The 13659-nt window shown below is 64.8% G+C and carries 12 protein-coding genes and 1 pseudogene; 6 read left to right on the forward strand and 7 right to left on the reverse strand.

Going from position 1 to position 13659, the window contains the following annotated elements; translation table 11 throughout:
* Positions 1–100 precede the first annotated feature (100 nt).
* From IED13_RS02035 to IED13_RS02050, 4 genes are read right to left on the reverse strand one after another with little or no spacing between them, the layout of a single operon-like run.
* A complete protein-coding gene (locus tag IED13_RS02035; protein ID WP_191123206.1) occupies positions 101–898 on the reverse strand; it encodes a transporter substrate-binding domain-containing protein in 798 nt (265 codons plus the stop codon).
* Between the two features lie 38 nt (positions 899–936).
* Positions 937–1584: an amino acid ABC transporter permease gene (locus IED13_RS02040; RefSeq protein WP_191123207.1), complete on the reverse strand. Its 648-nt coding sequence runs from the start codon at positions 1582–1584 to the stop codon at positions 937–939.
* 3 nt (positions 1585–1587) lie between these two features.
* The gene (locus IED13_RS02045; RefSeq protein WP_191123208.1) at positions 1588–2265 is read right to left on the reverse strand and encodes an amino acid ABC transporter permease; all 678 of its coding nucleotides are present in this window, start codon (positions 2263–2265) and stop codon (positions 1588–1590) included.
* A gap of 10 nt (positions 2266–2275) precedes the next feature.
* On the reverse strand, positions 2276–2932 hold the full coding sequence (locus tag IED13_RS02050) for an HD domain-containing protein (RefSeq protein WP_260368233.1): 657 nt from the start codon (positions 2930–2932) through the stop codon (positions 2276–2278).
* Positions 2933–3043: 111 nt separating this feature from the next.
* Between IED13_RS02050 and IED13_RS02055 the strand changes: the two genes are divergently transcribed.
* Complete coding sequence (locus IED13_RS02055; protein WP_191123209.1) at positions 3044–3934, forward strand: LysR family transcriptional regulator; 891 nt, start codon at positions 3044–3046, stop codon at positions 3932–3934.
* Between the two features lie 266 nt (positions 3935–4200).
* On the opposite strand, the pseudogene IED13_RS28635 reads toward IED13_RS02055, so the two are convergent.
* The 3 genes and pseudogenes from IED13_RS28635 to IED13_RS02065 all read right to left on the reverse strand — a co-directional run.
* Positions 4201–4332, reverse strand: a pseudogene (locus IED13_RS28635) (IS3 family transposase); the annotation flags it as partial.
* Positions 4333–4387: 55 nt separating this feature from the next.
* Positions 4388–6043 (reverse strand): M28 family metallopeptidase, encoded by a 1656-nt coding sequence (locus IED13_RS02060; protein WP_210323458.1) that lies wholly within the window; start codon positions 6041–6043, stop codon positions 4388–4390.
* Between the two features lie 17 nt (positions 6044–6060).
* Positions 6061–7803, reverse strand: a complete 1743-nt coding sequence (locus tag IED13_RS02065) for a M28 family metallopeptidase (protein WP_191123211.1) — start codon at positions 7801–7803, stop codon at positions 6061–6063.
* A 282-nt stretch (positions 7804–8085) separates the two neighbouring features.
* Here IED13_RS02065 and IED13_RS02070 point away from each other — a divergent pair, with 282 nt between their 5' ends.
* From IED13_RS02070 to IED13_RS02090, 5 genes are read left to right on the forward strand one after another with little or no spacing between them, the layout of a single operon-like run.
* On the forward strand, positions 8086–9759 hold the full coding sequence (locus IED13_RS02070; RefSeq protein WP_260368232.1) for an ABC transporter substrate-binding protein: 1674 nt from the start codon (positions 8086–8088) through the stop codon (positions 9757–9759).
* 24 nt (positions 9760–9783) lie between these two features.
* Entirely contained in the window at positions 9784–10749 is a 966-nt protein-coding gene (locus IED13_RS02075; RefSeq protein ID WP_191123212.1) for an ABC transporter permease, read from the forward strand.
* Positions 10749–11669, forward strand: coding sequence for an ABC transporter permease (locus IED13_RS02080; RefSeq protein ID WP_191123213.1), 921 nt, complete (start codon positions 10749–10751; stop codon positions 11667–11669). Before IED13_RS02075 ends, IED13_RS02080 begins: the two co-directional genes overlap by 1 nt.
* Positions 11669–12676: an ABC transporter ATP-binding protein gene (locus IED13_RS02085; protein WP_191123214.1), complete on the forward strand. Its 1008-nt coding sequence runs from the start codon at positions 11669–11671 to the stop codon at positions 12674–12676. The genes IED13_RS02080 and IED13_RS02085 overlap by 1 nt, the downstream gene beginning before the upstream one ends.
* Positions 12664–13644 (forward strand): ABC transporter ATP-binding protein, encoded by a 981-nt coding sequence (locus IED13_RS02090; RefSeq protein ID WP_210323460.1) that lies wholly within the window; start codon positions 12664–12666, stop codon positions 13642–13644. The genes IED13_RS02085 and IED13_RS02090 overlap by 13 nt, the downstream gene beginning before the upstream one ends.
* The last annotated feature ends 15 nt before the right edge of the window (positions 13645–13659 follow it).

Consider the following 13659-nt stretch of genomic DNA (forward strand, 5'->3'; position numbering starts at 1 on the left):
TCGGATCAGGGGGCGGTCTGACAGGCGGCTGTTTCACATTCGGCAGCGAAAGCCCGAGCGGTAAGGCTGACAGGCCATACCGCTCGGGCTTGCATATCCTTCAGAACGCTGGAAGCGGCTTCCAAGCGTCGCCCATCCACTTCTCATAGGCCTTGGGGATGGCCCCGTTCAGGGTGTTCACGAACAGGAAGGTGTTGACCCAGCGCTGGAAGTCGAAATCGCCGCGGCGCACGCCCATCGCATAGACATTGCTGGTCAGCGTTAGCTTCCGTTCGAATTTCTTGTCAGGATAACGCTTGTTCAGCTCCGCGGCGAGGTAGGAGACCGTGCCTGCGGCATTGACCTGCCCGGCGACCAATGCGGTCAGATTGGCGCTATCGTCGGCGAACTGGACGAGCTGCAGGCCGGGGATGTTGGCTTGAGCGATCAGATTGGCATAGGCCGAGCCGCGCGCCACGCCGACCCGCTTGCCGGCAAGCTCGGAGAGCTGCGATGCCTTCAGCTCCGGCGGGCCGATTACCATCGATTCATGCATGCCGTAGGGCGCGGTGAACAGAACCGACTTGGCGCGTTCCGGCGTGATCTGCAGCGTCGAGGCGATCACGTCCGCCTTACCGGTCAGCAGGCTCGGGATGCGGTTCTCGTTGTTCACCGGCACGATCTCGAGCTGCACACCGAGATCCTTGGCCAACATCTTGGCGATCTCGACATCATAGCCGTCCGGCTGCATCTCGGCATTGGTCGTGCCGAAGGGCGGCGAAGCCGTGTTGACCCCGACCAGCACCTTGCCGCGCTTCAGTATCGCATCGAGCGTCTGCGCCTGGGCGGTCACGCCGGCCAGCAGCAGCGGCAATGCTGCGGCGGCACCGCGCAGCCAGTGTCCGAACCTGTTCGTCATCGTCGTCATCCCCTTTTTTGCTTCGACGGATTGCGGTCTCAATGGGTGCGAACCTGGCGCTGCTCCAGCCATTCTGAGAGCAGCGTGAAGGGCAGGCACATCACGAAATAGGCCGCAGCCACTGCACTGAAGGCGAGCAGCGGCTGGAAGGTCGCGTTGCTGACGATCTGGCCGGCGCGGGTGAGCTCAATGAAGCCGACGATCGAGGCGAGCGAGGTGTTCTTGATGACCTGAACGACGAAGCCGCAGCTCGGCGCCAGGGCGATCCGCAGCGCCTGCGGCAGGACGACCAGCCGCATCCTGAGCCAGCGCGACAGGCCCAGCGCGGACGCGCCCTCCCATTGGCCCGGGGGGACCGCGCGGATCGCGGCAAGCCAGATCGTCGAGAAATAAGAGCCGGCATAGAGCGTCAGCGCCAGCGCGCTCGACAACAGCGCGCCGATGTCGAAGCCGATGGCGCTGAGCCCAAAATAGGAGATCAGCAGCAGGATCAGCAGCGGCGTGCCCTGAACGAACTGCACGAACAGCATCTGCCCGCGCCGCACGAGCTTGTTGCGGCTGAGTCCGAGCCCGCTGAGCAGCGCGCCGAAGGCGCCGCCGCCGGCGAGAGCCAGCAGCGAGAGCAGCAGCGTCCAGCGCAGAGCCAGGGCGATATAAGTCAGTTCGTTGACGCCGATGCTGCGCATGGTTCAAGCCCAGACCCGGCTGCCGCGGAACAATCTCAAGCCCAGCAGCCAGAGCAGCAGGCGCTGCAGGTAGTTGAGGAGGAGATAGAGGCCCGCCGCCACCGAGAAGACCTCGATGCTGCGGAAGGTGTCCGAGTTAATGTCGGAGACGACGGCCGTCAGTTCCTGCGCGCCGATGGCGGAGGTGATGCCGGTCGACAGCATCAGCAGCACGTTCTGGCTGACCAGCGCCGGATAGACCCGCGCCAGCGCCGGCGGCAGCACGATGAAGGCGAGGATCTGCCAAGGCCGCAGCGCCAGGCTCCTGGCCGCCTCGACCTGCCCGCGCGGCGTCGCGGCAAGCCCGGCGCGGATGATCTCGCCGGTATAGGCGGCGTTGTTCAGCACCAGCGAGACGCAGGCCGCCGCCACCGGCGAGAAGCGGATGCCGAGCGCGGGCAGCCCGAGATAGACGATGAAGAGCTGCACCAGCAACGGGGTGTTGCGGAATATCTCGACATAGAGGCGCGCCAGCCAGCGCAGCGACCAATGCGCCGAGCGGCGCGCCAATGCGAGGACCAGGCCCGCGCCGGTGCCGAAGACCATGCCGACCAGGGTCAGCGCGATCGTCAGCGCGAGCCCGTCCAGCAGGAGCGGCCAGCGCTCGAGGACAGGCCCGAAGGTGAGCGAATAGCCGGTCATCGCGCGGCGATCACGGCAACGGCCGCGGCGTCATCATCGGCCCGGCGGCCGAGAGGCTGTCGGCGCGGCAGAGCCCAAGCGCCGCTGCGCTGTACCACCAGGAATTGTCGGCCCAGCGCACGATCATGCATTCGGTGCTGACCTTGATGTGCTGCCCCTCCATCGAATGGCCGAGCGCGATATGCGCGATCGTCTCGGGCAGCCCGGCCGCCAGGCAGATATGCGCGCCATAGACCGAATGGCGCAGCGAGGGATAGCCGGCCCGATCAGGGCGCTCCTGCCAGCGGGCGAGGTTGACCGGGTCGCATTCCCAGCACTTGCCGATGTCGTGGCAGAGCGCGCCGGCGAGCACGAGGTCGGGGTCGATCCGGACCTGCGGGAAGGTCGATGTGAATTCATCGACGATCGCCATGGCGAGCTTGGCGACGCCGCGCAAATGCAGTTCCTGCGAGCCTTCGTACAGCACGAAATGGTTGGGGGCACCTTCGCCCGGCATGTCGGAGATGCGATCGAAGGAGGAATCGCGCAGCGATAGCGCCCAGGCGCGAATGACGGCCTCGCGCAGCGCCTCGTCGCGGATGCCGAGGATTTCGGGCAGATCCTCGAGGATGCTCGCGCGAACCTGTGAAGGCACATTGCTCAATTCCGATTCGGGCAGGGTCGGCACGAGGAACCTCGGTTGTTTGGGGCGTCTTGGGAGAGAGCCTAAGCTCAGCCCTTTCCTGGTTTCCAATCGAAAATACGGCTAGGCTGATAGAGCCATTGTATCGGATTGCCGATGACGAGCCTGAAACTGATCGAGGCCTTCTATTGGGTAGCGAAGCTGCGTAGCTTCCACGCCACGGCGCGGCGGCTCAATGTGACGCAGCCGACGGTGACCTACCGGGTCAAGGAGCTGGAGCGCCAGATCGCCCGCCCGCTACTGGTCCGCAGCGACCAGCCGGTGCGCCTGACGCCGCAGGGCCAGGCGGTCTTCGCCTATGCCGAAAGGCTCGTCGGCCTGATGCAGGAGATGCACGAGCATCTCGGACGCGACAGCCCGGTGAGCGGCGTGCTGCGGCTCGGCGTGATGGATGCCTTCGCGGCCATCTGCCTGCCGGACCTGCTCCGGGACCTGTCCGAGCGGCACCCCAATCTCGCCGTCTCGGTGGTCGTCGACCTCAGCCACAGCCTGACGCTGAAGCTCGACGCCGGCGAGCTCGACATCGCCGTGGTTTCGACCCCGCCGAGCATCGCTGGCCTGCGCTATCTGCGTCTGGGCGCACTGAACGTCGCCTGGATCGCGACGCCGCGCTATCGCAGCATCGTCGGCGATGCCCGCGCCCTGTCGCGCCAGCGCATCTTCTCGACGCCGCCGTCCTCGAATGTCGGCACCATCATCGCCGACTGGTTCCGCAGTGCCGGCATCGACATGCCGACGCTCAGCATCTGCAACAGCATGCCCGCCATCGTCGGGCTCGTGACGGCCGGCGCCGGCATCGGCGTCATGCCGGCCAAGCTGGTCGAGGTGGCCATCAAGGCCGGAACCTTGTGCGTCCTGGACGAGATCGAGCCGGTGGCACCGCAGGACGTCTTCATCGGCGTGCCGGTCGGCGTCCTCGACCCGGTCATTCCCGCTGCGACCGATGCGATCCGCGCCGTGGCCAGCCGACATGCCTTTTGTGACTGACGCCAAGCGGTCAGGCTGGAAATGGGTGCTTGGCTTAGCTCAACGTACCCAAGTTGTCGGTCGTCACGCTATTTTTCGTTGGATGTTTCAAGGTGGTCGAAGCAACGATTGCCGTTGGCGATCTGCCAGAAGGATGAGATGCGCCACTTCCAGACGTGGAGACTTGGCCGGGAAGCAGACATTCCCCCTCATGGCGCGCCGTCACTTGGCGCGGCCCTCGTAATGGACATTCTGACCCGCCCCCGCCGAGAGGTCGGGCTTGATTGTTAGTGGGCGGTTGGCCTCGGTGCCCGCACGGGCGGCGTAGCCGGTCTGGCTTGCACAGCCGCCCGTGCGGTCATGGCGGGGATGAAGACCTCTGGCGCGGGAGGCTTGTAGCCGAGCAAGCTGTGCGGACGAAATTGCGCCGACCGACCAGGTCATTCGAGGCGAAGTCGAGCTGGCAAAGTGAGCTCAGCCCGCTTTTGCCGCCGCTTCCGCATCTTGAAGCGCGCTGAGCAATCGGTTCCTGGAGCGGGTGGCCGCCACCAGTGCGAAGTGAGAGCCGTCGGAACCCGAAGGGGCTGCGGCGAGTGCCCGTAAATCGTCGAGGGATGGCCAGGCGTTCTGCGGCAGCGCCGGATCGTGGTTGAAACGGTCTCCCCGCGTATAATCGAGCGGGACAATCGCCCGGCAGGCGCGCATCAATGCGATATCGCGCTTGCCGCAGGCGGCCTCGTCATCCGGTGGGCTGCCTTCGAGAACATCAAAGGCGGAACGCACCCTGGACAATGCAACCTCGATGGGGGCGAGGAAGTCCGCCGGCAGCGATCTGATCGCAGCGAGCTGCTCGGCCAGCGAGTCAAGTTGCTCTCGCGGATCGATCGGCAGCACCGGATCCGTCGTCAACCGCCACATCGTATGCAGCACGATGCGGGTATCGCGAACGAGGAAATCTCGGTCGATTTTGTCGAGAATATCCTCCGGCGTATGCCACCACCAGCCGAGCGCATGTCGCATCTTCTCCTGGCCGGCCGCCTGGTGGCTGACCGAGCCGTACATGGACGGGATGCCGATGCCCCAGAACGACTGATCGCTCGAGCGCGAAGGTCGCTTGCCCAGATGCTTCTGGCCGGCCTCGGCTTGCGTGGCGTCGCGGGCAAGCCCCGCCAACGCGGCGACCACGCCGTTCTCGCCACAGACGGTGGCGCCGACACCACCGGTCGAGTCGACATTCACATGAACGGCGCAGCGGCGGTCGAGATCCCGCCAGTTGAGATCGGCATACCAGGTCGAACCTGAATAGCGGCCATGCGAATGTCCTGACCAGAAGCAGATTCGGACATTGCGCCGGAGCTCGGACTTCTGCGCTGCAAGAAGACGCGCGACCTCCAGCATCGTGGCGTTGGCGCTGCCATTGTCCATGACCCCGTAGTACCAGGTGTCGTGATGGCCCGACATCAACACGAAGGGCGCGTTTTCCCCTGCCGGCGCATCGATATGCGCGACGAGAAGCGGTGTCTGACGCCAGCCGGTATCGACGACGGCGTGAAGCGTGATCGCCATCGTTGCCGACTGCGCCAGCGCCTCGCGCAAGGCGGCACCGTCGGCAGCCGCGATGGTGCACACGATCGCCGTGGGCATCGCTTCGATCGTAGCACCGGACGGATTGCCCCACACTGGCGAGATGCACATCTCATGGACGTATTCGTGGTGGCTGACATGCAGCAGGCCGGCGGCACCTGCGGCCTTGGCACGTGCCGCCACGGCGGGGCTCGCGATGCCGTCGACGAGGCCGATCCTGCCCTTGCAGTCGCGCGCGGCGAAGTCCGCCTCACTGCCACTACCGAGATCGACGAGCGGCGCGCTAAGCCCGCCCGCCGGTGAATTCAGCGAAAAGGAATGCGTGATGCAGGTCAGCTCACGCCCGAGCGCTTCGACACGGGCCGCTCCCGGCAGGCTGATATAGGCGTTGTGAAACAGCAGTTCCGTGCGACAGCCATAGTCATCGAGACAGCGCTGCAGGTACCGAAAGCTTTCCAGCTCCTCCGGCGTTCCCGACAGCTTGACGCGTTTGGCGAACTCGGCGCAATGCGCCATCAGGAGATCCCCGTCGACGCCGCCCGTCATTTGCGAAACGGTTGCGCTCATCCCAGCGCTCCTTCGACGACGCGACGGGCCGCGGTCAATGCGGCGACATAGCGGTTCTGCCCACGCATCAGCTCGACGGCAGCGTAGCGCTGCATATCCGTCGGCATCGAGGCGATCTCGGCCGCGACGGCCAGCGTCGGCAGCGGCGGAACCGTGTATGCCGGGTCGTGGCGGAAACGCGGCTCGCGCGTGTAGTTGATCGGCACGAGCGTGCGCGACAGGTCGCGCAGCGCCTCGTTTTTCTTAGAAGCGGAGGTGGACGCGCCCGCCAGCTTGGCGAGGGCCGCTTTCAAGGCTTGCGTCGCGTCGCGGGCCGGAGCGAGATCGGCCAAGCCTTTGGCCGCTGCCTCGTAACGAGCGATCGTATCGAGGAACTCATCGCAGGTCGCGTCCCAGGCGAAGGGCAGCTCCTCGGCATTGGCGATACGCAGCGCCGCCAGCAAATAGATTTTCATGTCCGTGAGAAGGATGTCGCGATCGGCGATCTCGATCGTGTCGTTCTCGGTGTGCCAGGCGATGTTGGCGCCGCAGCCGGAGACGTCATAGTAGTTCTTCTCGTGCCGCAACGCCTCCGGCATCGTCGAGGACAGCATGAACAGGCTCGGCAGGCCGATATTGTTGAAGGAATAGTCGCCCGCCTGCGGTGGACGCATGATCTTGACGTCGGCATCGGGAACGATGTCGCGGATCACCTCGGTGGCGAGTTTCGCGCTTTCCGAGAAGGCCCGCGTCTCGTGGTAGCTCGTGGCCCAGCGGCAGCCGGGGCTGTCGCAGTTGATCTGGGCAACGCAATGGGCATCGAGCTCGAGCGCATAATGATCGGTGAACCAGGTCGAGCCGGCATAGCGGCCGGTGGAGTGGCCGGGCCACCAGGCGAGCCAGACCGAACGGGCGAGATCGGCGCGATTTTCAAAGAAAACGCGGGCGAGTTCAAGCAGCGTTGCATCGCCAGTCGCGTTGTCGCCGACGCCGACATCCCAGCTGTCATAGTGGCCGTGGACGAGCACGAAGTCCTTCGAGGCATTGGCGCTCGGAATCTTGACGACCGGCACCTTCTGCTTGAACCAGCCTTCCTGCATCTCGGTGACGATCGTCACCTCGCTGCCGGCATCGGCCATCGCCATCAGTTCGCGGCCGTCGGGATTGTTGACCGCGACGACCGGGATCTTTGGCTTGCGCGGCAGGTCGGCGAGATCGGGCGAGCCCCAGATCGTCGTGCAGGTGCCCCAATGAATGTCGATACCGGGATTGACCGCGATCAAGCCGACGCCGCCCCACTCCTCGATCAGCGAAGTCAGCGCCGGATTGCCGAAACCTGACATCACGACGATCTTGCCGCCGACCTTGGCCTTCACCTCCTCGACCGAGCGGATCGAGCCGCCGAACAGCGTGGCGATGTCGCGATTATAGCTGCGCAGCGCCTTGGGGTTGGCGTCCAGCCTGACCAGCGGTGCGGTCAACCCGCCGGGCACCGAGAGCGTCGAGGATGGCGGCTTGGCCCGAAAGCTCTTGCCGCCTGCCTTCACCGAGGCCGAGAGCGGGACGGAAAGATAGATCTCCGGCTCGTGCACCTCGACCGGGACGCCGAGCGCCCTCAAGCGGCCGACGATGACGTCGGCACTGGCATTGACATCCTCCGGCCGCCAGCGCGGCATGGTGGAGAATGTCTCCACGAGCTTCCATGGCTCGTCGATCGATACCTTATCGAGAAAGCGACGTTCTGCGCTGCTCACGGCCATGGGTATTCTCCGCTGCGACGCCATGAGGGATGGCGCTCAAGACAATAATGAACCGGTGTTTCAGAATGGTCAACACGGCACCCGAAGCATGTGACTGGGCATTTTTAGAGCATATGAGCCAGTATTTTCGGCATCATGCGCGAATGTTGGGACATTTATGAAATCCACCAGAAATCGACCGATGACCTGCTTGTCATTAATTGAAACATCGGTTTAGCTGAGTGACGCGACGTTCCGAACCTCGATCGCCGAGGCTGGGACGATCAATTCAGGAGATCGGCCGTGCAGTCAGCCAGGATCACCCGTCGCTCGCTTCTCGGATCGGTCGCCGCGATATCGCTGGCGCGTCCGAGCTTCGCCGCCGAGGCCGGCGACCCCATCCGCAAGCTCGTCATCGTCTCGGCAGCACAGGCGAGCGACCCGCAGGAATTCCAGGCAGCGCAGCTCCTCGCGCAATCCTGGCGTCAGCTGGGGCTCGAGATCGAAGTTCGCGGCCTGCCCCGTCCGCAGCTCTCGGCGCTGGTCTGGAACACCCGCGAGAAATGGGACATGACGATGTGGCGCATGGTCGGCCGGCCCGAGCGCAGCGACCCCGACGAATTGACCTATAACCTTTTCAATCCGTCGACCGCCGACAAGGGCTACAATTTCGTCAACTACATCAACAAGGACTACATGGCCGAGGCCGAGGCGCAGCGCGCCGAGCTGGACAAGGATAAGCGTCAGCAGATCGTCTACAAGACGCAGGAGCTGATCGCCAAGGATCAGCCCTACATCTTCCTAGTCTATCCCAAGAACGTCTTCGCCTTCGATAAAACTATTTGGGATCAGGCTTCCTTCATCGACCAGCCCGGCATCGGCGTCCGTTCGTTCTGGACATTCCTGCGCGTGAAGCCGCTGACCGCGCAGAAGGACATGATCTGCAACGCCTCCGAAGCGTTGATCGCGATCAACCCGCTCTACATCAGTGGCGCCATCGATAGCTGGCTCACCGAGCTGATCTGGGACAGGCTGATGCGCATCGACGCCAACGGCCTGCCGGCACCCTGGGCGGCCGAAAAGATCACCTATGTCGATCCCACCACCATCGACGCGACCATCCGGGCCGGCCAGAAATGGCATGACGGCAAGCCGCTGACGGTGGAGGACGTGGTGTTCTCCTTCCAGGCGCCGGCCTTCGGCAACAAATCGCCGATGTACAAGCCCTTCGTCGCCAGCATCAAGGAGGTGAAGGCGATCGACGACCGTACGGTCCGGTTCACCCTGACCGCGCCGAGCGCTGCCTTCGAGGCCTCGACGCTGGCCAAGATCAACCTTATCCCGAAGCATGTCTGGGAGCCGATCCTCAAGAACCTCGAGAACAAGCCGGAGAATGCCGAGACCGTGCAGGAGCCACTGCCGATCGGGTCGGGCCCTTTCAAGGTCGCACGCTTCAAGCTGCAGGAAGAGGTCGTGCTGGAGGCCAATACCGACTATTGGGAGAAGCCGAAGATCGATCGCTGGATCCTGCGCATCGTCACCAATACCGGCGCGACGCTCGGCATGCTTGGCCGAGGCGAAATCAACTTCCTGTCCGACTATCGCGGAGATCCCGCGATCCTGGCCGATTTCGCCAAGCAAAACACCAAGATCAACGTCGTCTCGACGACGGATATGGGCTTTCGCTTCCTGGCGCCGAACCAGCGCCGGCCGCCCTTCGACGATGCGGCGTTCCGGCGGGCGCTGTCGATGGCGACGAACCGCCAGCTCATGGCCCAGGCTGCCTGGAACGGCTATGCCGAGCCGGCCAATTCGATCATCTCGCCAGCGCTGAAATTCTGGGCCAAGCCCGGCATCAGCGATACAAAACCCGACCTCAATGGAGCCAAGAAGGCGCTGGCCGATGCCGGCTACGTCATGGTGGGCAAAAAGCTTCACTATCCCAAGGGAGTGAAGGAAACGACGCAGGGCGAATAGAGGCCGACCGACGAGGCAACCGCAATGGCCTATTTTCTCCGTCGCGCCGTCCACATGCTCGTCGTGCTGTGGGCGATCGCGTCGATCCTTTTCTTCCTGTTCCGGCTGATGCCCGGAGATCCGACGATCGCCCAGCTCGATCCGACCTTCACGGAAGAGCAGCGCCAGCACGTCATGGCGCAGTTCGGCCTCGATAAGCCGCTGTCGGAACAATACGTCATCTATATGTGGAATCTGGCGCGGGGCGAGTTCGGCCTGTCGTTCCGCCAGCGCCAGCCGGTCGTCGGCCTGGTCCTGGCCGTGCTGCCGAACACGATGCTGCTGACGCTGGGTGCGCTCATCGTCGCCTATGTCTTCGGCGCGATCTTCGGCGCTTTCCTCGCCTGGCATCGCGGGTCCTGGTTCGAGCGGATTTCCGTCCCGATCGTGCTGACGACGCGCGCCGCGCCGGAGTTCTGGCTGGGCATGCTGGTGCTGTCGGTCTTCGCCTTCGGCCTGAACTGGTTTCCGTCGGGCGGCGCCAACATCGCCGGCGCCCGCTACAGCTCCGAATGGAACCGGATCTTCTCACTGGATTACCTGCGCCATCTGGTGCTGCCGGTGCTGACGCTGGCGATCTATCTCCAGGGCCTGCCGGTGCTCCTGATGCGCTCCAATATGCTCGAGGTGATGCGCGAGGAATTCGTCACGATGGCGCGGATGAAGGGGCTGCCGGAACGCACTATCATCCTGCGGCATGCCGCCCGCAACGCGCTGCTGCCGCTGGTGACGGCCTTCGCGCTCGGCTTCGGACAATCGGTCGGCGGCAATGTCGTCATCGAGAGCGTGTTCAGCTGGCCCGGGCTCGGCCGAATGCTGGTCGATGCCGTCGCCAGCAGCGACTACCCGCTGGCGCAGGGGGCCTTCCTCGCCATCGCCACCGTGCTCGTCGTGATGAACTTCGTCGCCGACCTGCTCTATAGCTGGCTCGACCCGCGGGTGGGTGGGTGATGGCGGCCATTGAGAGCGTTGCCACAGCCGGGGCCGCGGCGCCCAGACCCAGGACGCCCGGGCGGATCGCGCGTGCGCTGCGACACATGCTGCACCACCCTTCGGCACTGATGGGTGTATCGATCTATGTCATCTTCCTGATCCTGGCGATTTTTGCCGACCTGATCGCGCCCTATGACCCGACGGAAATCCTGTTCAAGGACGACGGGCGCCTCGCCGCCTCGCTGCCGCCGGGTCAAGGCCACTGGCTTGGCACCACCAATCTGGGGCGCGACGTGTTTTCGCAGCTGGTGATGGGAGTGCGACCTTCCTTCTTCGTCGGCGTCACCGCGGCGCTCGCGGTCGCGATGATCGGCAGCGTCGTCGGGCTGTTTGCGGGCTATCTCGGAGGCTTGGTCGACAGGGCCCTGATGCGGCTGGCCGATCTGGTGCTCGGCTTGCCCTTCCTGCCTTTCGTGATCGTGCTGGTGGCGCTGATCGGGCCGAGCCAGCGCAATGTCGTTCTGGCGGTGGCGATCCTGCTCTGGCCGAACGCGGCGCGCGTGATCCGCGCGCAGGTGCTGACGCTGGCCCAGCGCCAGTTCGTCGAGGCGGCCCGGGTCACCGGCGCTAGCGAATGGCGCATCATGCTGGTTCATATCGCTCCCAATATCGTGCCGCTCTCCTTCCTCTATGGTTCGATCGCGGTCGGCTGGGCGATCCTGACCCAGGCCAGCCTCAGCTTCCTCGGTTTCGGCGAGGCCGACACCATCTCCTGGGGCACGATGCTGCAGGATGCCTATGCCTCTCAGGCACTCGACCGACAGCAATACTTCTGGTTCATCCCGCCTGGGATCTGTCTCGTCCTGGTCGTCCTCGCGGGCTTCCTGATCAGCCGCGGCTACGAGGAACTGCTGTTCCCGAAGCTTGGAGAGGGCTGATGGGTGCCTTGCTCCAGATCGAGAACCTCTCGGTGTCCTATCGTCGCGGCGGGGCGACGATCCAGGCAGTCGACGCCGTCGATCTGGAGGTCCCCGCGGCAACGATGCTCGGTCTGGTCGGCGAATCCGGCTGCGGCAAGTCCACGCTGGCCCGCGCCATCATGGGCGTGCTGCCCGGCAACGCCAGGATCGCAGGCGGGCGTGTCGAACTCGCCGGCGAAGAACTCGTGCCCTCGACGGAGGCGCGACGGCGCGAGCGGCTCTGGCGCGAGATCTCGTTCGTGCCACAGACCGCGATGAACGCGCTCGATCCGGTCTATCGGTTGCGCGACCAGATGCGCGAAGTGTTGTGTTCGCGCGGGGGGCTCTCGGCCGCCGCCTCCGATGCCCGAACAGCCGAGCTGTTCCGCGCGGTCGGGCTAGACCCGAGCCGGTTGATGGATTTTCCGCACCAGTTTTCGGGCGGCATGCGCCAGCGCGCGGCGATCGCGCTCGCACTCGCGCTCAATCCCAAGCTGATCATCGCCGACGAGCCCGTGACGGCCCTCGACGTCATCGTGCAGCGTCAGGTGCTGGACACGATCCGCATGCTCGGACGGGATCTCGGCCTGTCCGCCATCGTCGTCACCCACGATATCAGCGTCGTCGCCTATCTCTGCACGTTGACGGCTGTGATGTATGGCGGCCGGATCGTGGAATCCGGCACGACGGCCGAACTCGTCGGTTCCCCTGCCCATCCCTACACGATGGGCCTGATGAACGCCTCGCCGGACCTGAAAGCGCGCATCGACACGCTCGTCCCGATCGAGGGGGCACCGCCGGATCTCTCCGCCCCTCCGCCCGGCTGTCGGTTCGCGGCACGCTGCCCCTTTGTCCTGCCGGCATGCCGGGAGCTCTCCCCGGACATCATCGAAATCTCGACCGGGCACAAGGTCGCGTGCCATCGCGCCGGCGAGGCGCCGGCGCTGCGCGAACTCGCCGGAAAGGTCGCGACATGGAGCGCCTGATCGAGGCCTATGGCCTGTCCAAGCATTTTCCGGTGAACAGGTCGCTGCAGCAGATGATGCGCGGGGAGCGCCCGTTGGTGCGCGCGGTCGACGGGATCGACCTCGCCATCGATCGGGGCGAGAGCGTCGGTCTGGTCGGCGAATCCGGCTCCGGCAAGACCACGGTCGGCCGGCTGCTTCTGCGCCTGACCTCGGCCACTGGCGGGCAGCTGACCTATCGCGGCGAGCACATCGACCGGATGAAGGCGGCAAGGCTGAGGACATTCCGGCGCGAGGTGCAGCTCGTCTTCCAGAATCCGTTCGACGCACTCAATCCGCGTTTCCCGATCCGGCGCATCGTCGCCGAACCCTTGGTCAATATGGGCGTGCCCAGGGACGAGCATGCGGAGCGTGTCGCGGAAAGCCTCAAATTGGTGGGCCTTGCCGAGCCGCAGCGCTATCTCGACAGCCTGCCGCACCAGCTCTCGGGCGGCCAGCTCCAGCGCATCGTCATGGCGCGCGCGCTCGTCATAAGGCCGGAATTCCTCGTCGCCGACGAGCCGGTCTCGATGCTCGACGTCAGCGTGCGCGCCGGCATCCTGAATCTGCTGCGCGACCTGAAAGCCCGGCTCTCGCTGACGTCCTTCACGATTTCACATGATCTGACGCTGGTCCGTTATATCTGCTCGCGCACGATCGTGATGTATCTCGGCCGCATCGTCGAACAGGGCCCGACCGAGGAGATCATCCAGCGGCCGGCGCACCCCTACACCAAAGCGCTGATCGCCGCCGTCCCGACGCCCGATGTCGATCAGCCCCGCGACGCCTTGCCGATTTCGGGTTCGATCGGCAATGCGCTCCATCCGCCGACAGGATGTCGCCTGTGCGATCGCTGCCCCCATGTCTTCGCTCGCTGCCGGGAAGAGGAACCTCGCCTTGTCGAAGTCACGGCAGGCAGATACTCCGCCTGCCATCTTCACGCCGCATGAGCCGGAATTTCATTA

This window comes from Allobosea spartocytisi, from assembly GCF_014764685.1.
GTDB classification, from domain to species: Bacteria; Pseudomonadota; Alphaproteobacteria; order Rhizobiales; family Beijerinckiaceae; genus Allobosea; species Allobosea spartocytisi.

Excerpts from the sequence above, each read along its gene's own strand:
- IED13_RS02035 (WP_191123206.1), bottom strand. The coding sequence starts at position 898 with ATGACGAACAGGTTCGGACACTGGCTGCGCGGTGCCGCCGCAGCATTG.
- IED13_RS02040 (WP_191123207.1), bottom strand. The coding sequence starts at position 1,584 with ATGCGCAGCATCGGCGTCAACGAACTGACTTATATCGCCCTGGCTCTG.
- IED13_RS02045 (WP_191123208.1), bottom strand. The coding sequence starts at position 2,265 with ATGACCGGCTATTCGCTCACCTTCGGGCCTGTCCTCGAGCGCTGGCCG.
- IED13_RS02055 (WP_191123209.1), top strand. The coding sequence starts at position 3,044 with ATGACGAGCCTGAAACTGATCGAGGCCTTCTATTGGGTAGCGAAGCTG.
- IED13_RS02060 (WP_210323458.1), bottom strand. The coding sequence starts at position 6,043 with ATGACGGGCGGCGTCGACGGGGATCTCCTGATGGCGCATTGCGCCGAG.
- IED13_RS02065 (WP_191123211.1), bottom strand. The coding sequence starts at position 7,803 with ATGGCCGTGAGCAGCGCAGAACGTCGCTTTCTCGATAAGGTATCGATC.
- IED13_RS02075 (WP_191123212.1), top strand. The coding sequence starts at position 9,784 with ATGGCCTATTTTCTCCGTCGCGCCGTCCACATGCTCGTCGTGCTGTGG.
- IED13_RS02080 (WP_191123213.1), top strand. The coding sequence starts at position 10,749 with ATGGCGGCCATTGAGAGCGTTGCCACAGCCGGGGCCGCGGCGCCCAGA.
- IED13_RS02085 (WP_191123214.1), top strand. The coding sequence starts at position 11,669 with ATGGGTGCCTTGCTCCAGATCGAGAACCTCTCGGTGTCCTATCGTCGC.
- IED13_RS02090 (WP_210323460.1), top strand. The coding sequence starts at position 12,664 with ATGGAGCGCCTGATCGAGGCCTATGGCCTGTCCAAGCATTTTCCGGTG.